This window comes from Marinomonas mediterranea MMB-1 (genome assembly GCF_000192865.1).
GTDB classification, from domain to species: Bacteria; Pseudomonadota; Gammaproteobacteria; order Pseudomonadales; family Marinomonadaceae; genus Marinomonas; species Marinomonas mediterranea.
Genome location: NC_015276.1, coordinates 3,616,692 through 3,639,703 on the forward strand (window position 1 = coordinate 3,616,692; position 23,012 = coordinate 3,639,703).

At 43.6% G+C, this 23,012-nt stretch carries 21 protein-coding genes; 9 read left to right on the forward strand and 12 right to left on the reverse strand.

Annotated features, from left to right (window positions below):
- Window positions 1-152: 152 nt before the first annotated feature.
- Window positions 153-2,069: a beta-ketoacyl synthase gene (locus tag MARME_RS16590; RefSeq protein WP_013662415.1), complete on the forward strand. Its 1,917-nt coding sequence runs from the start codon at window positions 153-155 to the stop codon at window positions 2,067-2,069.
- Window positions 2,070-2,106: 37 nt separating this feature from the next.
- On the opposite strand, the gene MARME_RS16595 is transcribed toward MARME_RS16590, so the two are convergent.
- Entirely contained in the window at window positions 2,107-2,997 is an 891-nt protein-coding gene (locus MARME_RS16595; protein ID WP_013662416.1) for a LysR family transcriptional regulator, read from the reverse strand.
- A 141-nt stretch (window positions 2,998-3,138) separates the two neighbouring features.
- Between MARME_RS16595 and MARME_RS16600 the strand changes: the two genes are divergently transcribed.
- Both MARME_RS16600 and MARME_RS16605 read left to right on the forward strand, forming a co-directional pair.
- Window positions 3,139-3,675, forward strand: coding sequence for a YceI family protein (locus MARME_RS16600; protein ID WP_013662417.1), 537 nt, complete (start codon window positions 3,139-3,141; stop codon window positions 3,673-3,675).
- Window positions 3,676-3,684: 9 nt separating this feature from the next.
- Window positions 3,685-4,533, forward strand: coding sequence for a hypothetical protein (locus tag MARME_RS16605; protein WP_013662418.1), 849 nt, complete (start codon window positions 3,685-3,687; stop codon window positions 4,531-4,533).
- A 131-nt stretch (window positions 4,534-4,664) separates the two neighbouring features.
- On the opposite strand, the gene MARME_RS16610 is transcribed toward MARME_RS16605, so the two are convergent.
- The 4 genes from MARME_RS16610 to MARME_RS16625 all read right to left on the reverse strand — a co-directional run bounded on the left by MARME_RS16610 (window position 4,665) and on the right by MARME_RS16625 (window position 8,484).
- Window positions 4,665-5,081 carry a DUF1761 domain-containing protein gene (locus MARME_RS16610; RefSeq protein WP_013662419.1) on the reverse strand — a complete coding sequence of 139 codons (417 nt, stop codon included), beginning with the start codon at window positions 5,079-5,081 and terminating at the stop codon, window positions 4,665-4,667.
- 40 nt (window positions 5,082-5,121) lie between these two features.
- Window positions 5,122-5,982 carry a sugar nucleotide-binding protein gene (locus MARME_RS16615; RefSeq protein ID WP_013662420.1) on the reverse strand — a complete coding sequence of 287 codons (861 nt, stop codon included), beginning with the start codon at window positions 5,980-5,982 and terminating at the stop codon, window positions 5,122-5,124.
- 31 nt (window positions 5,983-6,013) lie between these two features.
- Window positions 6,014-6,775, reverse strand: a complete 762-nt coding sequence (locus tag MARME_RS16620; protein ID WP_148231045.1) for a TatD family hydrolase — start codon at window positions 6,773-6,775, stop codon at window positions 6,014-6,016.
- A gap of 152 nt (window positions 6,776-6,927) precedes the next feature.
- Window positions 6,928-8,484: a phosphoenolpyruvate carboxykinase gene (locus MARME_RS16625; protein ID WP_013662422.1), complete on the reverse strand. Its 1,557-nt coding sequence runs from the start codon at window positions 8,482-8,484 to the stop codon at window positions 6,928-6,930.
- A 447-nt stretch (window positions 8,485-8,931) separates the two neighbouring features.
- Here MARME_RS16625 and gndA point away from each other — a divergent pair, with 447 nt between their 5' ends.
- Window positions 8,932-10,455, forward strand: a complete 1,524-nt coding sequence (gndA, locus tag MARME_RS16630; RefSeq protein ID WP_013662423.1) for an NADP-dependent phosphogluconate dehydrogenase — start codon at window positions 8,932-8,934, stop codon at window positions 10,453-10,455.
- Between the two features lie 128 nt (window positions 10,456-10,583).
- Here gndA and MARME_RS16635 read toward each other — a convergent pair whose 3' ends face one another.
- Window positions 10,584-11,303 carry an RNA methyltransferase gene (locus MARME_RS16635; protein WP_013662424.1) on the reverse strand — a complete coding sequence of 240 codons (720 nt, stop codon included), beginning with the start codon at window positions 11,301-11,303 and terminating at the stop codon, window positions 10,584-10,586.
- A gap of 387 nt (window positions 11,304-11,690) precedes the next feature.
- Between MARME_RS16635 and MARME_RS16640 the strand changes: the two genes are divergently transcribed.
- Window positions 11,691-12,479 (forward strand): inositol monophosphatase family protein, encoded by a 789-nt coding sequence (locus tag MARME_RS16640; RefSeq protein WP_013662425.1) that lies wholly within the window; start codon window positions 11,691-11,693, stop codon window positions 12,477-12,479.
- Between the two features lie 159 nt (window positions 12,480-12,638).
- Here MARME_RS16640 and galU read toward each other — a convergent pair whose 3' ends face one another.
- From galU to betI, 6 genes are all read right to left on the reverse strand, one after another.
- Window positions 12,639-13,469, reverse strand: a complete 831-nt coding sequence (gene galU, locus MARME_RS16645) for a UTP--glucose-1-phosphate uridylyltransferase GalU (protein ID WP_013662426.1) — start codon at window positions 13,467-13,469, stop codon at window positions 12,639-12,641.
- A 345-nt stretch (window positions 13,470-13,814) separates the two neighbouring features.
- Window positions 13,815-15,101, reverse strand: a complete 1,287-nt coding sequence (locus MARME_RS16650) for an MFS transporter (RefSeq protein ID WP_013662427.1) — start codon at window positions 15,099-15,101, stop codon at window positions 13,815-13,817.
- A gap of 274 nt (window positions 15,102-15,375) precedes the next feature.
- A complete protein-coding gene (choV, locus tag MARME_RS16655; RefSeq protein ID WP_013662428.1) occupies window positions 15,376-16,572 on the reverse strand; it encodes a choline ABC transporter ATP-binding protein in 1,197 nt (398 codons plus the stop codon).
- A 3-nt stretch (window positions 16,573-16,575) separates the two neighbouring features.
- The gene (gene choW / locus MARME_RS16660) at window positions 16,576-17,421 is read right to left on the reverse strand and encodes a choline ABC transporter permease subunit (protein ID WP_013662429.1); all 846 of its coding nucleotides are present in this window, start codon (window positions 17,419-17,421) and stop codon (window positions 16,576-16,578) included.
- A 320-nt stretch (window positions 17,422-17,741) separates the two neighbouring features.
- Complete coding sequence (locus tag MARME_RS16665; RefSeq protein ID WP_013662430.1) at window positions 17,742-18,674, reverse strand: choline ABC transporter substrate-binding protein; 933 nt, start codon at window positions 18,672-18,674, stop codon at window positions 17,742-17,744.
- Between the two features lie 66 nt (window positions 18,675-18,740).
- Complete coding sequence (gene betI / locus MARME_RS16670) at window positions 18,741-19,322, reverse strand: transcriptional regulator BetI (RefSeq protein WP_013662431.1); 582 nt, start codon at window positions 19,320-19,322, stop codon at window positions 18,741-18,743.
- A 441-nt stretch (window positions 19,323-19,763) separates the two neighbouring features.
- Here betI and MARME_RS16675 point away from each other — a divergent pair, with 441 nt between their 5' ends.
- From MARME_RS16675 to MARME_RS16690, 4 genes are read left to right on the forward strand one after another with little or no spacing between them, the layout of a single operon-like run.
- The gene (locus tag MARME_RS16675; RefSeq protein WP_013662432.1) at window positions 19,764-20,960 is read left to right on the forward strand and encodes a MalY/PatB family protein; all 1,197 of its coding nucleotides are present in this window, start codon (window positions 19,764-19,766) and stop codon (window positions 20,958-20,960) included.
- 56 nt (window positions 20,961-21,016) lie between these two features.
- Window positions 21,017-21,466: a DUF1801 domain-containing protein gene (locus tag MARME_RS16680; RefSeq protein WP_013662433.1), complete on the forward strand. Its 450-nt coding sequence runs from the start codon at window positions 21,017-21,019 to the stop codon at window positions 21,464-21,466.
- 35 nt (window positions 21,467-21,501) lie between these two features.
- Window positions 21,502-22,305 (forward strand): sterol desaturase family protein, encoded by an 804-nt coding sequence (locus MARME_RS16685; protein WP_013662434.1) that lies wholly within the window; start codon window positions 21,502-21,504, stop codon window positions 22,303-22,305.
- A gap of 4 nt (window positions 22,306-22,309) precedes the next feature.
- Window positions 22,310-22,996, forward strand: a complete 687-nt coding sequence (locus tag MARME_RS16690; protein ID WP_013662435.1) for a YceH family protein — start codon at window positions 22,310-22,312, stop codon at window positions 22,994-22,996.
- Window positions 22,997-23,012 lie beyond the last annotated feature (16 nt).

The following is a 23,012-nucleotide window of genomic DNA, read 5'->3' on the forward strand; positions in this document are numbered from 1 at the left end:
AATCGACATACGATTTTACAATATCACCTCAATAAATCCGTAAGTTTGAGCAACTTGCTCTAGTTTTCCTTATGATCGGGCTGGTAGTAATGCGACCTCATCATTTACAATGACGCGAATTTATTTATTTTGACAAAACGAGGAAGGTTCCATTGACCCGTTTACCTGTTATCGTTGGCTTTGGCGGAATCAATTCAGCTGGACGAACATCATTTCATCAAGCTTATCGTCGCATTGTTTTTGATCTATTACCGAGCGACACCCAGCAGGACGTACTATTAGACCTCGCCACTCTCACCAATATGGCAGAATACAAAAATGGTACTTGGCTCACTCGCGAAGGTGAGCAACTCAATGCAGAAACGCTAATCGAATCGATCGGAGAAGAGCTGCTTGCAAAGACGCTCATTAGACGAATCCACCCAGATTTATTTGATGTAGACAATGTCAGCATTCACAAAGCGACATCGCTTTCCGCTGCCAATACAGATGAAAAGCTTAGTTTCTCCATTAAAGCAAAGTCATTACCAAACAATACACCAGCAAATTGGCAAATTCAGGAAATTGATACCAACTTAGTTCAAGTCACTGTTGACGGCGGACTAGACGCCCTCTTTAAAGACACCAAAGAGTTATCTGTTAAAGCGGCAGGTCAACTCCCAACGGGCTTTGACCCATCGAAACTTTACCAAAGTCGCAACCATCCACGCGGCCTTCAAATGACCGTATACGGCGCATCAGATGCAATCCGTAGCTCAGGTATTGATTGGGAAACGATTCGTGACAACGTGCGCCCCGATCAGGTCGCCGTGTTTGCAGCAAACTCAATTGGCCAAATGGACGACCTTGGCTTTGGTGGCATGCTCAAGTCTGCTTTAATGGGCAAGCGAACCACATCTAAGCATTTACCACTAGGCTATGCGCAGATGCCAGCCGACTTTGTAAACGCTTATATTATGGGGTCAACAGGCACAGTAGGTACTTCTATTGGTGCATGTGCAACGTATTTCTTCAATCTGGAAAAAGCAATTGATGGAATAAAATCCGGTAAATTCCGCGTCGCTATGGTGGGTGGCAGCGATGCGCCAATCACTCCTGAGATCATTGAAGGCTTCCGCACTATGGGAGCGCTCGCTGAAGACACCGCACTGTTAGCACTAGACAAACTAACCAATCAAAAAGAACCTGATCACACTCAAACTTGCCGCCCCTTTGCACAGAACTGCGGATTTACAATTGGCGAGTCAAGTCAGTGGACTCTTATTATGGATGACGAGCTGGCAATTGAACTCGGCGCAGACATCCATGGAGCACTCCCTGCTGTGTTTTCACATGCAGACGGCCACAAGAAGTCAATTTCTGCCCCGGGTATTGGCAACTACCTAACAATGAATAAAGCAATGGCGTACTTAAGATCCTTACTTGGTGAAGCATCTTTAAAAAGTAAAACCTTTATTCAAGCCCACGGTACCAGCACACCGCAAAACCGCGTAACAGAAAGTCACGTGCTTAGTGAAGCTGCAACCAGCTTTGGTGCAACCAATATCCCAGTAACGGCTATGAAAGCGTTTCTAGGGCATTCCCAAGGGACCGCAGGTGGAGACCAATTACACCTTTCCCTAGGGGTCTGGAAAGATGGCATCTTACCTGGGATCACGACGTCCGATGCCATTGCAGACGATGTTTATACTGAAGGCCTGCATTTTCAGTTAGAACATCAACGTTACGGTGCAGAATACTTCGAAGCAGCGCTACTGAATTCAAAAGGCTTCGGTGGGAATAACTCTACAGCAGTGCTTATTTCTCCACATAAAGCGCTCGAAATGCTGAAAAAGCGATACAGCCAACAACAATTCGACGAATACATCGAGAAAGTAGAAAAGACCAAACAAGCAGCTGAAGAATACAATCAATCTGCAATTAGAGGCGAAACCAAACCTATTTACCGATTCGGCCACGATGTACTTGGAGGAGATCAACTTGAAATAAGTGACTCTTGCATCCGTTTGCCTGGCTACAACATGGAAGTCGACTTAAATATCGAAAGTGAGTACGGTGATTTAACGTAATTTAACTAACGCAAGTTACTTGAAAGCAAGTTGAGAGCTACGCTGCTCTCAACTTTTCAATCATAAACTCCAATAGTAGCCGAGTTGGCTTAGGCAGAAGTCGTCTTTGCGTGTAAACCGCGTGAAACTTACCAATATAACCTCTGAAATTTGTCAAGATCGGCACCAATTGTCCTGATTGAATGTATTTATCGACCAAGAAATCTGGCTGGTAAATAATTCCAGCCCCTTCTAGCGCCATTCTAGTCAAAGCTCCACCATTATTTGCCGCAAACGTTCCTGAAACAAGAACATCAAATTCATCATTCTTGCTATCTATAAAGGTCCACTTATTAGGAGACGGCGCTAAGCTATAGAGCAAACAATTATGCTCTATAAGATCTTGCGGAACGTTAGGCTCACCATACGTTTTTAAGTACTCTGGCGAAGCACATACGTGACCTTTAAACTCGGTAAGCGGGCGAGCTACAAATAAGTCGCCACCTAAGTCACCTCCCCTTACTGCAATATCAACACCCGACTCTGTCAAATCTACACGACGGTCATTAAAATCAACATCGATCCGAATATCTGGATAGAGCTTCCGGAACTCATTAAAGATTGGAACCATATGAGACAAGCCAAAATCCATTGGCACGCTTACCTTCAAACGCCCTCTAGGAGAATTAGACAGGTCGTTTAGCTCATTCTCAGCCTCTTCAAGCGCCTCTAAAATAGCAACGCAATGCTTATAGTATAAATTGCCCGCATGTGTAATACTGATATTACGCGTATTACGCTGTAGCAACTTCACGCCCAGCACTTCTTCCAGCGTGTTTATATATCGAGTCACCATCGGCCTTGATATATCCAACGTCTCACTGGCACTTTTAAAGCTCTCCGCTTCGTATACTCGGCAAAACACCCTCATCGCCTGAAATTTATCCATTATCATTCTCACTTTTTGTGAAAAGTTTCATGTTTTTTATTTCATATAATGAAATATTGAATTGTAATTTTAAGGATTATGAATCAATCATATTAAATCTATACTATAAGCACAACTTAAATACATAAACGGAGACACCCTATGAAACATCTAGCAATCGCTTCTCTAGTGCTAGCCGCTGGCGCAGCTAATGCAGCAGATTACACTATTGATCCAGGCCACTCGTTTGTAACGTTCGAAATCGGTCACCTTGGTGTAAGTAAAACAGTTGGTCGTTTCAACGACATCACTGGTGAGTTTACTTACGAAGGCGAAAAATCTGGTTCCGCTGAGCTAACTATCCAATCAGCAAGCGTTGATACTAACCACGAAGCACGTGACAAACACCTACGTAGCCCAGACTTCCTAGATGTTAAGCAATTCCCAACAATCACCTTCAAAAGCACAAGCTTCAACGGTAATGAGCTTGAAGGTGAACTAACCATTCACGGTGTAACAAAAACAGTTGAATTCGACGTAGAAAAAATCGGCGAAGGAAAAGACCCATGGGGTGGTTACCGCGCTGGCTTCGAAGCAAAAGCAACCATCAAGCGCAGTGATTTCGGTGTAACCTACTTCATCCCAGGTGTTACTGATGAAACTGAGCTAGAAGTATTCATCGAAGGCATCCGTAAGTAAGGTAGCAATATGTACGAAGAAGCCGGTAATGCAAACCTGATCATGCTGCTACACACAGCAGTGTACCCTATTTTAGCGGCCCTGTTGGTAACTTGGCTAACAGCAAAGTGGAAGCCAAGTGCAACTCCGTTGGGTTTTGTTGCTGGCTTCTTAACGGGATTAATCGTTATCCATACAGGGCTACACTTCCCCCCAACAAGAGCAATGGATTTCCTTGTTGTATCAACTATCTTAGGCCTTATCGCCATAGTAGCAACAAAGAAACTAGAAGTAGAAAAGCTAAAGCTTATTGCAGTATTTGCGCTGCTAGCGGTCAGCTATTATCTTTTGCTTAGCCCGGTTTTAAAACACCAAGGGGGAACAGCAAGCCTAAGCTGGGCCGTATTGTCTGGATTTGCAACAATCATCGTATTTGCTCTTATTACAAGAGGCAAATCCGATGACGCAAACCACTTACCAATGCTGTCCATCGTCATCGCCGCTGCAACCGCATCCCCAGTCATGTCAATTGGCGGAAGCTTATTGATTGGACAACTGCTTGGGGCAGTGGCAGCTGCAAGCTTTGGCTATCTGGCTATTTGCTTTTTCACAAAAACAAATAGCCAATCTGGTGTCGCCGTCTCCGTTTTCATACTAGGTGGTTTACTTGCGCAATCGCATGTACTGGCAGACCTGCCTGTTTGGGTTGTTATTGCACTAGGATTAACCCCCATCGTGAGCGCTATTAGCAGCCGAGTGTTTGAACAAGACAACAGCATTAAATCACTGATTATTGGCGCTGTACCAAATACCCTAATTGCGGGAACCGTCGCTGGCATTTGTCTATGGCAAGTATGGCCAGAAAGCTCATTATATTAATGCGCCTTTAAAAGACGATAAAAAAGCAGCTTTATAGCTGCTTTTTTATTTCTATTGTTAGATATTCGGCGAGTTAGCTGTTTCCTGCTGCTATTCACCCTGCCTACCAGTCATCCCATCTATCGACTAACCTAACCCTTAAAGATTGATCTCGAAGAGCGCCATAGTGGTAAGATCAACGCATTTAGTAGCGAACAAAAACAACCAAATGCCAATAAATACACTATATTGACTTTTTCCACATCGAAATAGATGCATACAAATACAAAATTTGGAAGGACACAAAACAGCCAGATTCCAATAATGGCTAAAAATTTATCCAACCATATCGAAATAGAAAAACGACTCAAGAGCCAAGCAGAAAAATAGGTCAGCAAGAGGCAAGCTAGGGAAAAACCCAATAGCAGTTCGTATTCCATTTCAGAAACAGCCAGCGACGAGTGGGCTTCACCGAGTAGAGAAGCAGGTGCCGCTGAGTACCAAAGAAACCCAAACACCATCTCCAAAATAAAAATTAAAAATACCGCTTTATGATTAATTTTTTGCATGTCGACGCTTCCGTCCCTTTTTATGCCAAACTAAAACTACTTACCTTTTATATAGGTCTTTGATTAGCTTCCGTAACGTCGGTCGCCAAGATCTTTGTTTTATACCGTAATGATTAAATATTTTCCGGCACGAAAGGGATTGGCGCTGTATATCAGTTACACCCTCCTCTTTTGCCAAAGAATCATTAATGCTGTCCATTTCACTCTGTGCTCGTGGGTCAAATTGACTCGCAGTGGCCAAAATAGCCTCAACCAATCCCAGCCAACTCACTTCTTCTGCACAACAATAATGATAAACACCCCAATTTTCGGCGCCGTTATAACTCTGTTTAATCATAGAGTGAGTTACCCTAGCGACGTCCGTAACGGGTGTTGGGCTACCTATAACATTGTCTTGATAAGCAAGGTTTACGCCACTTTGAATTAGACCTATCGTACTAGAAACAAAGTCATCGTGCATGCCACTAAACAGCCAACCCGTTCTTAACACAATGTTTCGCTCTGCGCCGAGCAACATCTGCTCCATTGAAATCAAAGCGCTTTCATAACGAGAACCTGCATCTGGAATATCCGTTTCCATATACGCTGCATTCCGATCACCAGAAAACACACGCACGCTGCTCACCATAAATACAGGCACATTCAACGTCAATAATTTCTGCTGAGCTAGCTTCTTAAATTCCTCATACGTATTTTCTGGCGCATGACGTAAACTGTAAGTGTCGATAATAAAATCGATATCGTACTCTAGCGTATCGTGCTCAAGAGAAGTGACCACATCCTTTGTCGCGCACTCAAACCACTGAAATTCATTTTCTACTTGCTTATAATCACGAATCGCTTCGCCAAGCTCTGTATCAGAACCCAGCAACAAAACTCTAATCGGCTTATTAACTGCCATACTTTCCAAACCACTCAAATCGTATTATGTTCTACCAGTTAGGCAACGTTCTTTTTAAATTATTGGTTGTCATTGCTGAGACCATATCGACCGACTGGCCTCGAATCTCTGACACACATCGAGCCACATCCAATACTCGATAAGGCATATTTGGCTCACCTTGATAACCGTGCAACGGCATATCGGGAGAATCCGTCTCTAAAACAATTGCACTATCAGGAAGCGACGCCAGCACTCTTCGAGCTTTTTTTGCACGCTCGTAAGTAATCGTACCGCCCACCCCAAATACAAAACCAAGCGCATGGAGGCGCTTAGCTTGATCTAAACTTCCGTTGAATGCGTGTACTATGCCTCCGCAATCAAATTTTAACCTATTGATAGATTTCAAGAGCAAGTCTTCGCTTTTACGAGCATGCAAGATAACAGGCAAACTCATTGCTTTTGCGATCTTTAATTGGCTTTCAAAGACCTCTATTTGAACATCGAGATCACAACAGCCAGGCCAATTATCTAAGCCTATCTCTCCGACAGCTACCACATCATTTTTTTCAAGGTAAACACTAAGCTCCTCAAGATCGCTCTGAACCTTACCGTTCAAAAAGTAGGGGTGCAACCCGAGTGCAGGACGTATCACCGGATAGCGTTTAGCTAACTCCAGCACCTTATTAAAGCTTGTAACCGTTGTCGAAGGAACCAACAGCCCATCGACGCCCAATGATAAGCATGTTTGAACAATGCTTTCTCGATCACGATCAAAAACCTGAAAGTCTAAATGACAATGACTATCTATCATATTCAATAGATTACCCGAATCCATCGAGATCTTGTAGCTATCTTAAGCGAATAGTCCAAAAATGAAAAAACCGCGCATAACCAATATGCGCGGTTTTTAAAAAGACTAGCAAACTCGTCTTAATATCAGAGTTGCTAAAACGGCCTTTCAGCCTAAAGAGATGGACCCGCTTTCACGATCTCTTCAGACACTGTTTCAAATTTCTTAAAGTTTGAAACAAACTGACCAATTAAGCTCTCTGCCTGAGCATCGTAATCTGCTGTACTTTCCCATGTATTACGAGGGTTAAGAAGTACAGAGTCCACACCTTCCACACTAACAGGAACAGATAGGTTCAATTTATCAAGGAATTCAGTTTCAGCGTCAGCCAATGCACCTGATTGAATCGCAGCGATCACAGCACGCGTTGTTGGGATACTAAAACGCTTACCACCTTTACCGTGCGCTCCACCTGTCCAACCAGTATTCACAAGGTAGACTTTACTTCCGAACTCTTCAATACGCTTGATCAACAAATCAGCATATACATCAGCAGAACGTGGGAAGAAAGGCGCACCGAAACACGTTGAGAAGGTTGATTTAATACCAGAGCCCGCACCCATCTCTGTAGAACCAACCAATGCAGTATAACCACTCAAGAAGTGATACGCAGCCGCTTCCTTACTTAAAATAGATACTGGAGGTAGCACGCCTGTTAAGTCACAAGTTAGGAAGATAATAGCATTCGGCTCACCGGCACGGTTGTCTTCAGCACGCTTTTCAATATGCTCACGTGGGTAACCAGCACGGCCATTTTGAGTCAATGACGTATCTGTGTAATCAGCAACACGCGTTTCTGAGTCCAACACAACGTTTTCAACAATGGTACCGAACTTAATTGCATTCCAAATAACAGGCTCGTTTTTCTGCGACAAATCGATTGTCTTCGCGTAACAGCCACCTTCTATATTGAAGACAGTGTCTTTACCCCAACCATGCTCGTCATCACCAATAAGGAAACGCTCAGGATCTGCAGAAAGGGTTGTTTTACCTGTTCCAGAAAGGCCGAAGAACAAAGTAACATCACCTTCACTACCAACGTTTGCAGCACAGTGCATCGGCAACACTTCTTTTTCAGGTAACAAGAAGTTTTGCACAGAGAACATAGCCTTTTTCATTTCACCAGCGTAACGCATACCAGCAATAAGAACTTTACGCTCGGCGAAGTTCAAAATGACACAACCATCAGAGTTCGTACCATCTCGCTCTGGATCACATTCAAAGCTTGGGGCATTAAGTATTTGCCATTCCCCTTTACTCGTTGGGTTATAAGTCTCTGGTCGAATGAATAGATTGCGACCGAACAAATGATGCCAAGCGGTTTCAGTACGCATGATCACAGGAATGTAATGAACATCCCCTGCACCAACGTGAATATCAGAAACAAACGATGTCTTAGAGTCTAAGTAGTCAGTCACTCGATCCCAAAGAGGCGCAAATTTTTCTTCAGGAAACGCTCTGTTTACTGGCCCCCAATGTATCGCATCCTTTGTTGAAGACTCTTCAACAATAAATCGATCCATAGGAGAACGCCCTGTACGAGCACCGGTTTCAACAACGAGAGCCCCATTATCAGCAAGCTGGCCTTCGCCATTCGCAAGTGCGTACTCAACTAGCTGAGGGGTCGTTTGGTTTCTAAGAATGATGGCATCATCTGATCTTTGATTCATGTTCTGCTTATCCTCTGGACTAAGGGGTTCGAATTTATAATTATCGTTATTGTCGTAGTTCGTAAAAAGTTATTTAAATAGTAACAAAAGCTTCTAAAAAAAAATATTGTTATAACCACATGTTATTTTATTTCTTTTTTGAAAATGAAAAACAATATAATTTCTATATATTTCATAGCATTGAGAAAACAAGAAACTGAAGGCACGAAAACGGAGTCATTCACGTTCATTTTTCCACCAAACACGCCCTTTTAGCCGTTTATTTTTTTCAAATATGTAATTTTATTTCTAAAAAAAGATCTTAAAAGCACGCAAATAGAAATCATTATCAATGTAATTTTATTACTTTTTGCTAATTTGGAATCTATTTTGCAGCATTTTTTTTTAACCGATCATGGTATGATCTCTTCTCGAACCCCTCCAACACATTAAGGTTGATCGAAAGCTATGCAAAATACGAATCAGAGCTGCAATATTGGTTTTGTCGGATTAGGCGTTATGGGCAAAAATCTAGCGCTAAACTTGGCAGACCATGGTTATAAAGTTGCAGGTTTTGATCTGGATGCTCAAAAAGTAACAGATGTTCTTGAAACAGAAGAACGTGAGCGCCCGAAAGATGAGACGACACCACGAATTTACGGTTGTGACAGCATGTCAGACATGCTGAGCAAACTAGTAAAACCCAGAGTCATCGTAGTGCTTGTACCAGCAGGAAACCCTGTTGATGCAGTATGCAACAACCTTATCGAAGCCGGCTTGGAGCCAGACGATATTGTCGTTGACTGTGGTAACAGCCAATGGACAGACACGATACGCCGAGAAGCAGAGTACAAAGATAAGCTCAAATTCTTTGGCACGGCAGTATCAGGAGGAGAAGTCGGTGCTCGCTTTGGACCTTCTTTGATGCCTGGCGGCGACGCTGACTCATGGAAATACTTGCAACCCATGTGGGAAGCCGTTTCAGCGAAAGTGGACTCAAACGGTAAACCAATCGAGTCACGCACTCCTGGCAAACCGGTCACAGAGGGCGAGCCATGCACCGCTTATCTTGGACCAAATGGTGCAGGCCATTATGTGAAAATGGTTCACAATGGCATCGAGTATGCCGATATGCAGTTAATCTGCGAAGCCTACCATCTAATTCGCTCGTTACTGGGCTATGAACCTGAAGAGATTGGGAAGCTATTTGAGCGTTGGAATAAAGGCGTTTTAAACAGCTATTTAGTTGAAATCACCGCCGATATTCTTCAGCAATATGATGAAAAAACCGGTGCACCATTAGTTGATATGATTCTCGACAGTGCCGGTCAAAAAGGCACTGGTCGATGGACATCTATCAGCGCGACACAATTAGGCGTTCCGGCAGGCATAGTAAGCGAGTCGGTTTATGCTCGCGCTCTGAGCACACTCACACAAGAACGTGAAATGGCCGCTCAAACCCTAATTGGCGATACGGAATTTGGCGAGCTTGACGCAACAGAAGTAGAAAATGCAATCGAAGAAGCTCTGTACTGCGCGAAAATTTGCGCCTACGCACAAGGCTTTCAGATTATGAAAGCCGCTCAAGCCGAATACAACTGGACATTAAACTTCAGTGACATTGCAAAAATTTGGCGCGGCGGCTGCATTATCAGAGCTTCTTTCCTACAGAAGATTGCAAAAGCATTCGACGACAATGCCAACTTAGAAAACCTTTTGCTAAACGACTATTTTGCAAACGCATTAGCGACTAAACAAAAAAGTTTACGTAAAGCAGTCATATTGGCGGCACAATCTGGCATACCCACCCCGTCTTTCTTTTCTGCGTTAGCCTATTTTGATGGTTACCGCTCAGAAGTCTTACCCGCTAACTTGTTACAAGCGCAACGAGACTACTTCGGAGCACACTCATACGAGCGCGTAGATTGTGAGCGAGGTGAAAAGTTTCATACTCATTGGCAAGAAGATGGTCGACCTGAACGAAAAGTTTAAGTCAAACTCACTCTATACTGCGAAGGGCTAGACCCTAAAATAAAAGGCGAGCTTTGGCTCGCCTTTTATTTTTGCTTTTTTTAGACATTTATCTTTATAGATATGAGAGCTAAACTAGCTTAAGTCTATTAGCGACACTGTTTCTCGATCGCCGTCAACACACCTCGCAACATTCCCATTTCCTGTTGGTCCATCTGCGCTCTCTGATAAAGCCTTCTAAATCTTGTCATCACTTGTCTCGGTGCTTTCGGATCCAAAAACTCAATCTCTCCCAACACATTTTCAAGGTGCTCAAGCATATGGTCCATTTGCTCGCTCGTTGCAGCCGGTACATCCCACTTAGACTGAACAATCGGGCTATCTCCCAATGACAGTAATTTCATACGCAATTCATAGGCGATCACTTGAACAGCGGTTGCTAGGTTTAACGAACTAAAAGCCTCAACAGAAGGAATGTGGACGTGATAGTGACAACGTTGAAGCTCTTCATTAGTAAGGCCTCTATCTTCACGGCCAAATACGAATGCAGTTTCTAAACCTTCCTTATACGTTAATTCAGCAGATTCTCTCGGATCTAACAGAGGCCAAGGGATATGACGCTCCCGAGCACTGGTCCCAATCACAAGCTGACAATCTGATATCGCCTCTTCTAAAGTATCAACAACAACAGCACTATCAAGAAGATCTGACGCCCCTGATGCTCGGCTGACTGCCTCCTCGCTTGGAAACACTTTTGGGGACACCAACACAAGTTTGGACAGCCCCATGTTTTTCATCGCTCTCGCGGCACCACCAATATTGCCGGGATGGGACGTATTAACCAGCACTATTCGAATATTTTCAGTCATGGAAAGTGAGTTCTTAATTTAGTTACATTAATAATGTAACGCATACTAGCAGAATGAAGGAACGCCTGCGAATAAGCTCAAATTTTAGCCAAATTATCACTGGTATAAGATGTTCATCTCGGCTACAATCCACATCCGAATTTCGGGCAGCTGAGAAACGTTTCATCTCCCTTTTAATAAAATATTAAAGTAGACGTATCGTACTATATAGTCAGAACTCATGTAGTTAGTACTCATGCCCTACCGTATTCGCTAAAGACGTAAGACCCTAACTCATTAGACCTTAGCCTTTTAGACGAATACACGCTCTTTAACACTTTGTCGCAACATGTCGTTCAAAAGACGATATCTGCATGTATCTATTGAATCAATTATTACGGTATTTCAATGCAACCTAAAATTAATGTCGCTTTAAAAGCTGCGCGCGCCGCATCTGATTTTATTCAACACACACAAGAAAAGATCTTGTTTGATAAAGAACAAGGGCAACAGGCTGCCGAGATCTACAATAGTATTTGCATGAATGCTGAACGAACAATCGTTCAAATCCTAGAAAAAGCCTACCCTGCAGACACGATCACCACTCGCTTGCAAGGTACGGTACAAAATGGTGAAGAAGGCGAATGGATTGTTGATGCAATTCAAGGCCAACATGCTTTTACACGAGGCTTATCTGGATTCGCTACCACGATCAGCTACGTTGTTGCGGGCAAAGTCGAGCACGCGGTTATTGTTAATCCAAAAACTCGCGACGAATTTTATGCCTCTAAAGGAAGAGGTGCCTACCTAAATAACTCTCGTATTAGAACAAGCCAAGAACGCTTAGTTGAGCAAGCAACTATCGCTACTCAGTTCCCAGGTACTTCTGCTACTCAACCTTATATTTCTAGCCAATTAGCAGTGTTACAAGAAGTTGCTGAAAAAGGTGGTCGTGCCATTATGCAAGACGCGCCTGCGCTAACCTTTGCTAATGTTGCAGCAGGCCGAGTCGATGCGGCTTGGGGTCTAGAGCTTCAAGAATGGGAATTGCAAGCAGGTGTATTTATCGCAAAAGAATCAGGATGCATCGCATCGGGTTTTGACGGTGCACCAAGCGTTCAGTCTGGCCACGTATTATGTGCAAACCCCCGTATGATAAAAAGTCTTTTACCTTTGTTGAATAAACACTTTAACTAACGCACAACACAGAGTGTAAAGTGCGCAGAGCAGATATTCCTCGTGATATAATAAAACTCGAGACATATTAAAAAAGCCCGATGCTTTATCAAAGCATCGGGCTTTTTTATATAATTGAAACCCGTTAAGCAACGGCTTACGGCATATCTTTAGCCAGCCTTAACCTTGCTTATAGATATTTTCATAGCAGTAATTCGTTGCCTCAACGAAGCCATCAACACTACCGCAATCAAAGCGTCGACCTTTAAATTTGTACGCCAGCACGCACCCTTCTTTCGCCTGCTGAAGAATAGCATCTGTAATCTGCACCTCGCCATTTTTACCTGGAGGTGTATTGCGAATTTTATCAAAAATATCAGGTGTTAAAATATAGCGACCAATGATTGCAAGATTAGAGGGCGCCTCTTCCTTAGCGGGCTTTTCAACCATATCGGTGACACGATAGAGCCCATCTGTCATCAGCTCACCTTCTATAACACCGTATTTATGCACTTCGTCTTCTGGCACTTCTTCGATTGCAACAATGGAACATCGAAACTGCTTATGCAATTTTACCATTTGCGCCATCACGCCATCGTCTTCAAGCCCCATACACAAATCATCGGCTAAAACGACACCGAAGGCCTCATCACCTACAAGAGGCTCTCCCGTCAAAATAGCGTGCCCTAAACCTAACATGTTATTTTGTCGAGTAAACGAAAAGTTCACATTGTTTATAAGATGGCGAATGCCTTCTAAATATTGCTCTTTACTTGTTCCAGAGATCTGATGCTCTAATTCGTAGCTAATATCAAAATGGTCGGCAATCGCGCGCTTTCCGCGCCCCGTAACAAAGACAACATTGTCCAGACCTGCTTCAGCTGCTTCTTCAACTCCATACTGCACTAAAGGCTTATTTACGATGGGTAACATCTCTTTAGGCATAGACTTAGTTGCTGGTAAAAATCGCGTACCGTAACCGGCAACAGGAAACAAACATTTGCGAATCATAGATATTCCTTATTTTTTTAAAACCTTAGTGCCATTATACAAATGATGTGCCAGCTAAATATAAAAAGAAAATTGGCAACATCAATACCCTCTATAAGCGCAGTAGAGGAAGAATAGCCATCCTATCCTATGACGTAGCAATTGGCTATCTAGAGACCCTCTACATGGCGACCTCGCCTCTAATGGATAGGAACGACAGTCACACGACTTACCTCGCGTGGCTCAGCCTTTTATAAGCAGGCTACTTTTACAGCTTAAAAGTAAAAGCCCCTTAAAACGCACCAAAAAAGAGCATTGAAAAGATATAAAATAAAGGTATCACCCTATAAATTGCTGTAAAGCTTACTAGAGCTTTATTTCAACTTCGTTAACTTCTTCATTTAGAACCGTATTGGTTGTATCCGCTTCAACCAACATTTCCGCTGTTGCGACGGAACTCACAGCAATACCAACCGGGATCTGGTCGCTCTGATCTTCGATTACCATCGGCGGCTGAACTTTAATTCTATAAGCAGCCACAATGCAGACGAGTAAGTTCATACCCGCTAAAAACCAAAATAATGCATCTATTTCAAATATGTCCATTAACGCTGCCGCAATCAAAGGACCCATCGCACCACCAGCACCGTTTAACAAGATAATGCCACTACTGGCCGATAAAATTTGTTCAGGTCGCAGTTGATCGTTGATATGAGATGATGCCAACGAATACAAAGGAAAGTTAAACGCGCCTATGCAAAACATGCCAGCAAGTAACATAGTCAGCTCGTTATTTTGATTACCAAATGGCACAAGCAATGACACCCCCGTTGCTATAAGCGCCACCCACATCAGGGTGAAGCGCCTATCTTGACGGTCAGATAGCTTTCCAATTGGCCATTGCAATAACATTCCCCCCAGATAGCTAGCACCGATAAACAAAGAAATTTCTGCGACATTCAGACCAATCGATTTAGCATATAACGCCCCTAGCCCGAGTAAGGAGCCAGAGGTAACACCTGCGATCAAGACGCCAGTCACACCTAATGGTGCGCTTTTCACCAATCCCATCATATTGAGCTTCTCAGGTACGCTGATGGTCGGTGACGGCGTTCTTACTAATAATAAAGGCACAAGTGCAAATGAAATTAACACGGACGTAAGAATGAACAACTCGAAACCACTTGGCGAACCAACGTTCAAAAGAAACTGACCTAGAGTTTGACTCGCCCACACTTCTATAATGTAAACAGAAAACAGCCGACCTCGTGTGGTATTAGTTGAAATTGCATTGAGCCAGCTTTCGGTAACAATAAACAACGCGGCGTAGCAAACCCCCGTTCCCATTCTCATAAGCATCCAGAACCAAGGATTAACCACAACGGACTGCATTAAGATAGTAATGGAAGCCAACGAAGCAACCGCCGCAAACACTCGGATATGACCAACGTTTTTCACCCAATCAGGCACAACTAAAGAACCGATAATAAAACCGATGTAGTAAGAGGACATGATTAAGCCCGTCGCGGTCGTATCAAAGCTCTCAATCGACGCACGTATCCCAATCAAAGAACTCTGTAACGCACTGGCACCAGTAATCAGCGCAATACCGAAAAGCAGACTCCAAATGGGCAACAATGTTTGTTTAAACACGCCTTACTCCAACCATCAATGCAAAATGAATAGAAACACAAAAACAACCGATATCCCTACTATCAAGCGCAATAACAAGGCCTATTTAGGGTAAGTCTCAGGCGCTAATATACTCATAGAAAATAAGGTTGCAATCATTAAAGTTAGCGTAATTTAGCGACAAATTCCTAAACTTTAGAGCTCAAACCATGCATAAAAACAAAAACGGGGAGCCATGACTGACTCCCCCGTTGATAAGAGATACAAAAAAGTTAGAGGTATAACTAAAATTAATTTAGGCAGCGACCTCACCTTGCTTACCAAAGTGCTTTCCAAGCAAGGCATGGTACAAATGATGGTCACCTAAAACACCGTAACATTCCCCGTCTTTTTCCAACACCATCAAGTGATTCGAGTGGTAACGAATCTCAACCGCTTCACGCATCGAGATCTCCAGTGGCACTTGTAGAACCACATTTTTTGGTAATGACTCGATGCTCAAATCCGTATCCCACTTCAGAATAGACACTTCACTGCCGTTAACAAAAGCCTGCTCAAGCTTATTACCGTTCAGCTTAATTGCCACGCCCTCTTCGGCAATAAGCATACCGTCACGAGACTCCAATTCGGAAATCGGTGTCATCAAAGAGTTACCACGCAATACATTCAATGGATTAGTGTGCGCCACAAATTTTTCAACGTACTCTGTTGCTGGGTTTAAAACGATTTGCTCAGGAACATCTTCTTGAATGATCTTGGCGGATTCCATAATCACGATTTTTGAACCGATCTTAAGAGCTTCGTCCAAATCATGACTTACAAAAATAATGGTCTTCTTAAGACGTCTTTGCAACTCAATCAACTCATCTTGCAGTTGAGAACGAATCAACGGATCAAGTGCTGAAAACGGTTCGTCCATGAGCAATACGTCGGTATCCATCGAAAATGCTCGCGCTAACCCGACACGCTGTCGCATACCGCCAGACAGCTCATCTGGTTTTTTATCAGCCCATCTATCAAGGCCAACCATCTTTAGCTGCTCTGTTGCTTTTTCGATACGTTCTTTCTTGCCCATGCCTTGCATTTCTAAGCCAAACGTTACGTTTTCCAATACCGTTAACCAAGGCATTAGAGCAAAGCTTTGAAATACCATGGAGACACGATGTGTACGCATGTGACGAAGCGTTGCCTCATCACAATCACCCATATCGACCATGCGCTCGCCGTCTCGAACCAAGCACTTTCCACGCGTAATTTGGTTTAAGCCATTCACGGCACGTAATAACGTCGATTTACCTGAGCCAGACAACCCCATCAGCACACAGATTTCGCCTTCGTTAACTTGAAGGTTTGCATCATGAACCCCAACGACATCGCCAGTTTCCGCTAAGATTTTATCGCGCGTCCCACCGTTATCCATTAACGCGAGCGTTTTTTTCGTATTGTCACCAAACACAATGTCAATATTTTCTATTTGAACCACTGCCGACATAACTTAGCCCTCGTTTTTGGATGATGGAGTTTTACAGATACGATCAAGAATAATCGCCACCAATACAATCGCGACACCCGCTTCAAACCCTTGAGAGATATTAACGGTATTCAAAGCGCGAACCACTGGCTTACCCAGGCCATCAGCACCGACAAGCGCGGCGATAACCACCATTGAAAGGGAAAGCATGATACATTGCGTTACTCCCGCCATGATACTAGGCATGGCTGCAGGCAGCTCAACACGGTATAGCAATTTAGACTTTGTACAGCCAAACGCCAAACCGGCTTCAAGCAATTCACTCGGCACCTTACTCACACCTAGATAAGTCAAACGAATAGGCGCGGCAATAGCAAATATAATCGTTGAAATCAGACCTGGGACATAACCCAAGCCAAACAGAATTAAGGTAGGGATCAAATAGACAAACGTCGGAATCGTTTGCATTAAATCTAATACTGGCCTAAGTATCGTATACAACCAAGGCCTATGTGCCGCGGCAATACCAATAGGCACACCGATTAACACACTCACAAATGTCGCCGAAACAACCAACACAAGAGTTTGAATTGTCTCAAGCCAATAACCTAAATTAATAATTAACAATAAGGCGGCAACGATAAAGACAACCAGACCAACGCTTCTATGCAAAAACCAAGCGCCGACAGCAATCATAGCAATCAATGCTAGCGGAGGAATCCACTCAAATACATCCACCAATGCCATTATGATGGTTTCTAGGGTGATCGCGATAAAATCAAAAAATACTGCGGCTGCGTCCACCAACCAATTAACAAAGGTTTCCATTACATCGCCAAGAGGGATTTTATTGTCCGTTAGCCAATCCATATTGTCTCCAGATTGTTCGTTTAGAAAAGATTTGCAACGTCACTCTAATACCTTCTGCCCGAATCAAAATTACGAACACCAAAAACCAGAATAAACGACAAATTACATAAATGATGACTTTGAGCGCTTCGACGGAAAAAACATCGATAAACGATGACTGACTGAAACGCTCAAAATCACAAGAAAGCCACTTAATGCGTGACTTTGCGAAGCAGCAGTATGATCAAGATAATCAACAACGGCTTCTGTACTTAGCTCTCAAGAACTTTCGCTCTGCAAAAGCTGAGCATTAAGGCCCGTAGACTAATAAAAACTTAGTCTTAAAGGCCCAAATGCGACTTAACAGCTGGTAGACCTTCACCGCCAGACAACGTGCTCACGCCCTCTAACCAAGAATCTAGAGCAGCAGGGTTTGCTTTAAGCCAGCTCGTTGCCGCTGCTTCTGGGCTTTCACCTTTGTCCAGAATGGAACCCATGATTTCGTTTTCCATGTCTAGCGTAAACTTAAGGTTCGTTAGTAGCGCACCAACATTTGAACACTCTTGTACATAGCCTTTACGCACGTTGGTATGCACTGAAGAACCACCAAAGTTCGGTCCGAAGTAATCATCACCACCAGATAGATATTCCATCTCGAAGTTAGCATTCATTGGGTGTGGCGCCCAACCTAAGAACACAATCCACTTATTACGACGCACGCTGCGGCTAACTTGCGACAACATACCCGCTTCACTCGATTCAACGACCTGGAAGTCACCTAAATCAAATGCGTTTGTGTCGATCATGTCTTGAATCAAGCGGTTACCGTCGTTACCTGGCTCAATACCGTAAATACGACCAGAGAACTTACGGCGATTCTCAGCAAGGTCAGCGAAATCTTTTACACCTGCATCGTAAGCCGCTTTGTTCACCGCCAACGTGTATTTTGCACCGTTAAGGTTTGGACCTAGATCTTCTACTGTGCCTGCTTCTAAATACGGCGTGATATCTGCCGTCATCGTTGGCATCCAGTTACCAAGGAAGACATCAATGTCATTGTTTGCTAACGAACTGTATGTAACAGGCACAGAAAGTAACTGAGTTTTCGTTTTGTAGCCCAACCCTTCTAGAACAGCGGACGTTACAGCGGTCGTAGCTGTGATATCAGTCCAGCCAACGTCAGAAAAACGAACCGTGGAGCAATCAGCCATCGACAAAGATGCAGAACCTGCTAGCGCGACAGCAAGTGCTGTCTTAGTTACTTTCTTAAACATGATATTTCCTCTTCTTTTAGTAGAACAAGTACTCTTCAAATTTAGTTTTTGAACAATCGACTCTCTCTAACGCTCAAAAACTAAATCTAGGTAATCTCGAATGTGTCCCGCAGCCTTATCGCAATCTAAATCGCCTGCGAGAGATCCACGTAGCCACATTCCATCAATCATTGCTGCCACAGTTGCGGCAATGTTTCGAGCCTCTTCGCCCTCAAACGCTTCTTTGAGCACGATAACAAGTGTGGTTTGCAATCGACGCGCATACACATTCTGTAAACGGTACAACGATGGGCTATGCATTGATGATGCCCAAAAGCCCATCCACACTTTTACAATTTCCGGTTTCGTTTGTGCTTGGTTGATACTGGCACGAACAACCGACATCACTTTTTCTTTCGTTGTCGAATTTTTTACCAGCTCTCTTTCCTGACTGAGAATTTCGAAAAATTCTCTAATCAAGGTTTTCATTGTTTCTTCAAAGAGCCCATTTTTACCACCAAAGTAGTGATTAATAATCGCGGGTGACACACCCGCCTTTTTACTTATCACCCCTACCGTAGCACCAGAAAAACCATACTTATCAATAGCTTGAATAGCAGCCTGTACAAGTTGAGGCTTTCGTATCTCTGGCATTCCGACTTTTGGCATAGTGACCCTTTATTAAATACTCATTCAATGAAAGCAATACTAGGATGAGTCCTTTATAAGGGTCAAGCGATTATACAATATATTTAGAGCTCAAATTAGTCGGTCTCTCATGTCTAACCCCACATCCAAGCGTCATTACCTTACGACCTAAGCGAATACCCACACCATTTTTCAGATGGAGATAACACAAAGACAACTTGTACCTCTAATTTCACCCCGAGAACGGTTATTCAAATGTCTAAATCAATACTAACTCAGACGTAATTCTATAATTAGCACCAAAAGCGACGCTCTATCGCTCGAAAAACGTACTAAATTTTTGCTTTTTTCAATCATTATTGAACCAACAATTACTATTGAGTTTATTCGCACAATATTTCAAAGTAGAGAACACGTAACACAGACATACGAAATAAAAGCAAAAACACAAAAGGCAGCAAAATGGACAAATCCGTATTTGATAAGGTAATTGACCGTACACACATGAGCAGTGCTAAATGGAATCGATATTCCGATGATGTCATCCCTATGTGGGTAGCCGACATGGACTTCGACTCACCAAACTGCATAAAAACAGCCATTCAAAAGCGTGTCGAAGAAGGCGTATTAGGGTACACAATGATCCCTGAGTCATTGAAAAGCATCCTAGTAAACCATTGCCAGAATGCTTACGACTGGCAAGTAGAAGCCAACCATCTTATCCACCTACCTGGCCTTGTTTGCGCACTTCATTTAGCCGCTCGGGCGCTTACCTCAGAAGATGACAGCATCATCGTGCCGGGCCCTGTTTACTACCACTTAACAAAAGCACCTGAACTGGCTAACCGTCACTTGGAGTCAGTACCCTTGCTGATCGAAAACTCAGTCGAAAGCATTACCGAAAAGGCTATCGACAACATGAGCGAAAAGGATCGTTGGGTCATCGATAAAGAAAAATTCGAAACGGCGTGCGCTGCAAAAAATGCCAAGATGATCATGCTGTGCAATCCACATAACCCAGGTGGAACCGTATATCGCCGGGAAGAGCTTGAAGAAATTCACGCCCTAGCCAAAAAATACGACCTCATTATTGTATCCGATGAGATACATTGTGATTTGATCCTAGACGACCAAAAGCACATCCCCATTGCAAGCCTGAATGAAGATGCCGCTCAACGCACAATTACCTTAATGTCGCCTTCCAAGACCTACAACGTCGCAGGGTTAGGCTATGCCTTTGCAGTTATAGCCAATAATCAGTTGCGCACACAGTTCAACAAAGCCAGACAGAGCGTTGTTCCAGATCCAAACTTACTCGGTCTTGTTGCCGCAGAAGCCGCTTACAAAGACGGCGAAGCATGGCGTCAAGAATTGCTTGCCTATTTAAGGAAGAATCGTGAATTCATAAAAAATTCATTAAAAGATTTACCCCTAAAAATGGCCTCTAGCGAAGCGACGTATCTCGCGTGGATAGACGCTTCAGAGCTCAATTTAGACGATCCATATCGCTTCTTTTTGGAGGCAGGAGTCGCAACTTCGTCTGGATCAGACTTTGGCAACTCTCAGTTTATTCGCCTAAACTTTGGGTGTCCTACATCCATTATTGAGCAAGCGATGATGCGAATTTCGAAGGCGATATCGACATTAGATAAAACCTAAAATCTCATCAAAACAATACGTTACGCTTTCTCAACCGACACCTTCAGGAGGTGTATATGCACGGTAAATCGACATCGGTTGAGGCGAGTCAAACGATCGACACTCCCACAATAGCGGGCGACGAGATCGAAGTGACAAACTACATCAGCGAAGCTGCGCCCGAAGTGCGCAGCGACCTGAGCCAACTCATTGGTTTAATCCAGTTAATTGCACCAGAAGCCACACTTCACCTTGAGCGAGGTGTGCCAGTCTTTTATCTTGGTCAACACTGGACCTTCAGTGTGATCGCTCACCAAAAGCGTGTCAGCCTGATCTTTGATGATTTCGACATCCAAGACGAAGGCTTTAGCTTTAGAGAGAGGCTCAAAAAAGCGTCGTTTGGTGATCACTGTATCTCCTTTAAAAAACTCAACGAAGGCAACTTAAACGTCATCGCTGAGTTATTAGGGAAGCTAAAAGTAGACACACTTCGAAAATATCCATTGCAAAAAAAATCAATTCATTAAAAATAGAGCCCGTCATGGCAATCTCATGGAAATAAATGACAGACTACACGCTACGCGTTATCGTTTTTTTTGCCGTTTTTGCTGCACTCATTGTTTGGCAGTGGCGCTCTCCGCGTTCGACTTTACAAAAGTGGCGTTATCGCTGGCGCCATAATTTACTTTTGTTCTCATCGGGCGTACTCGTCGTTCGAGTCGCCCAACCGACGCTGCTAAGTCTTGTCGCCTATTCCTACAATGAGGGGCTCTTAACCTACATTGACCTACCGAGTACGATTTCCGTATTTGTTGGCATCGTATTATTAGATGTGGCCATTTACTGGCAGCACCGCGTCTTTCACACCGTGCCGCTACTCTGGCGTTTACATCGCGTGCACCATACGGACCCAGAACTGGACATCAGTTCAGCAGTCCGTTTTCACCCACTGGAAATTTTGCTCTCACTCTGTATAAAATCCGCTGTGATTGTCGTACTCGGTATTCCAGCACTGTCTGTACTCTTGTTCGATATATTATTAAATGCCGCCTCCTTGTTTAACCACACCAATGCTCGGTTACCCAAGAAGATAGAAAAAATCGTTCGTCTCATAATCGTCACGCCAGACCATCATAGAATCCACCACTCAAGAGACATAAACGAAGCCAACAGTAATTACGCTTTTTTCCTAAGCATTTGGGACAAAATCTTCGACAGTTACACACACTCGGCAAAACAAGGCGACCTACAAATTGCCATTGGCTTACCACAAACAAAGCAGTATGAACCTAAAGGCATACTGTCACTCTTTACCATGCCGTTTTGGACTCATTCAAGAACAACAAAAGAAGTAAAAGGGGACTAACCGAATGTCTTACTACGAACTCAATCCCATGGAAGCACGCGTTATTGGCTGCCTAATTGAAAAATCCATCACTACACCAGAACAGTACCCGCTCAGCCTAAATGCATTAGTGAATGCATGTAATCAAAAATCCAGTCGTGATCCCGTGGTCAACTACTCTGAATTAGATGTTCAAGACACCATAGAAACCCTCGTCGAACGCGCACTCATCACAGAAGTGACATTGGGTAGCCGCGTTGCCAAATATCAACATAGGTTCTGCAATACCGAGTTTTCTGACCTGCAATTCAGCGCTGGCGAAACCGCCGTCGTGTGTCTGCAACTGCTAAGAGGTGCACAAACACCGGGAGAAATAAGATCACGAAGTGGGCGTTTACATACGTTTAGCAGCTTACACGAAGTCGATGAAGCCCTCGCCAACCTAAAAGAAATGACAGGCGGCCCCTTTATCGAAATGTTGCCTAAAGAACCGGGCAGAAGGGAAAGACGCTTTCAAAGCACACTGTGCCTTGAGCGCGAAGCCATAGACGCGAGCCTTCATGAGGCGGAAAGCACTACCTCCACAACCCAGTCAAATAACGCCACACGACCCAGCCTGCCAGATGCAATTAAACGAATTGACGAACTTGAATCAAAATTAGCGGAATTAACCGAAAGACTAGAGACGCTAGAACAAGCAGATCGGCTATAATCTAAGAACTTACACC

Excerpts from the sequence above, each read along its gene's own strand:
- MARME_RS16595 (WP_013662416.1), bottom strand. The coding sequence starts at position 2,997 with ATGGATAAATTTCAGGCGATGAGGGTGTTTTGCCGAGTATACGAAGCG.
- MARME_RS16600 (WP_013662417.1), top strand. The coding sequence starts at position 3,139 with ATGAAACATCTAGCAATCGCTTCTCTAGTGCTAGCCGCTGGCGCAGCT.
- MARME_RS16605 (WP_013662418.1), top strand. The coding sequence starts at position 3,685 with ATGTACGAAGAAGCCGGTAATGCAAACCTGATCATGCTGCTACACACA.
- MARME_RS16610 (WP_013662419.1), bottom strand. The coding sequence starts at position 5,081 with ATGCAAAAAATTAATCATAAAGCGGTATTTTTAATTTTTATTTTGGAG.
- MARME_RS16615 (WP_013662420.1), bottom strand. The coding sequence starts at position 5,982 with ATGGCAGTTAATAAGCCGATTAGAGTTTTGTTGCTGGGTTCTGATACA.
- MARME_RS16620 (WP_148231045.1), bottom strand. The coding sequence starts at position 6,775 with ATGATAGATAGTCATTGTCATTTAGACTTTCAGGTTTTTGATCGTGAT.
- MARME_RS16625 (WP_013662422.1), bottom strand. The coding sequence starts at position 8,484 with ATGAATCAAAGATCAGATGATGCCATCATTCTTAGAAACCAAACGACC.
- gndA (WP_013662423.1), top strand. The coding sequence starts at position 8,932 with ATGCAAAATACGAATCAGAGCTGCAATATTGGTTTTGTCGGATTAGGC.
- MARME_RS16635 (WP_013662424.1), bottom strand. The coding sequence starts at position 11,303 with ATGACTGAAAATATTCGAATAGTGCTGGTTAATACGTCCCATCCCGGC.
- MARME_RS16640 (WP_013662425.1), top strand. The coding sequence starts at position 11,691 with ATGCAACCTAAAATTAATGTCGCTTTAAAAGCTGCGCGCGCCGCATCT.
- galU (WP_013662426.1), bottom strand. The coding sequence starts at position 13,469 with ATGATTCGCAAATGTTTGTTTCCTGTTGCCGGTTACGGTACGCGATTT.
- choV (WP_013662428.1), bottom strand. The coding sequence starts at position 16,572 with ATGTCGGCAGTGGTTCAAATAGAAAATATTGACATTGTGTTTGGTGAC.
- choW (WP_013662429.1), bottom strand. The coding sequence starts at position 17,421 with ATGGATTGGCTAACGGACAATAAAATCCCTCTTGGCGATGTAATGGAA.
- MARME_RS16665 (WP_013662430.1), bottom strand. The coding sequence starts at position 18,674 with ATGTTTAAGAAAGTAACTAAGACAGCACTTGCTGTCGCGCTAGCAGGT.
- betI (WP_013662431.1), bottom strand. The coding sequence starts at position 19,322 with ATGCCAAAAGTCGGAATGCCAGAGATACGAAAGCCTCAACTTGTACAG.
- MARME_RS16675 (WP_013662432.1), top strand. The coding sequence starts at position 19,764 with ATGGACAAATCCGTATTTGATAAGGTAATTGACCGTACACACATGAGC.
- MARME_RS16680 (WP_013662433.1), top strand. The coding sequence starts at position 21,017 with ATGCACGGTAAATCGACATCGGTTGAGGCGAGTCAAACGATCGACACT.
- MARME_RS16685 (WP_013662434.1), top strand. The coding sequence starts at position 21,502 with ATGACAGACTACACGCTACGCGTTATCGTTTTTTTTGCCGTTTTTGCT.
- MARME_RS16690 (WP_013662435.1), top strand. The coding sequence starts at position 22,310 with ATGTCTTACTACGAACTCAATCCCATGGAAGCACGCGTTATTGGCTGC.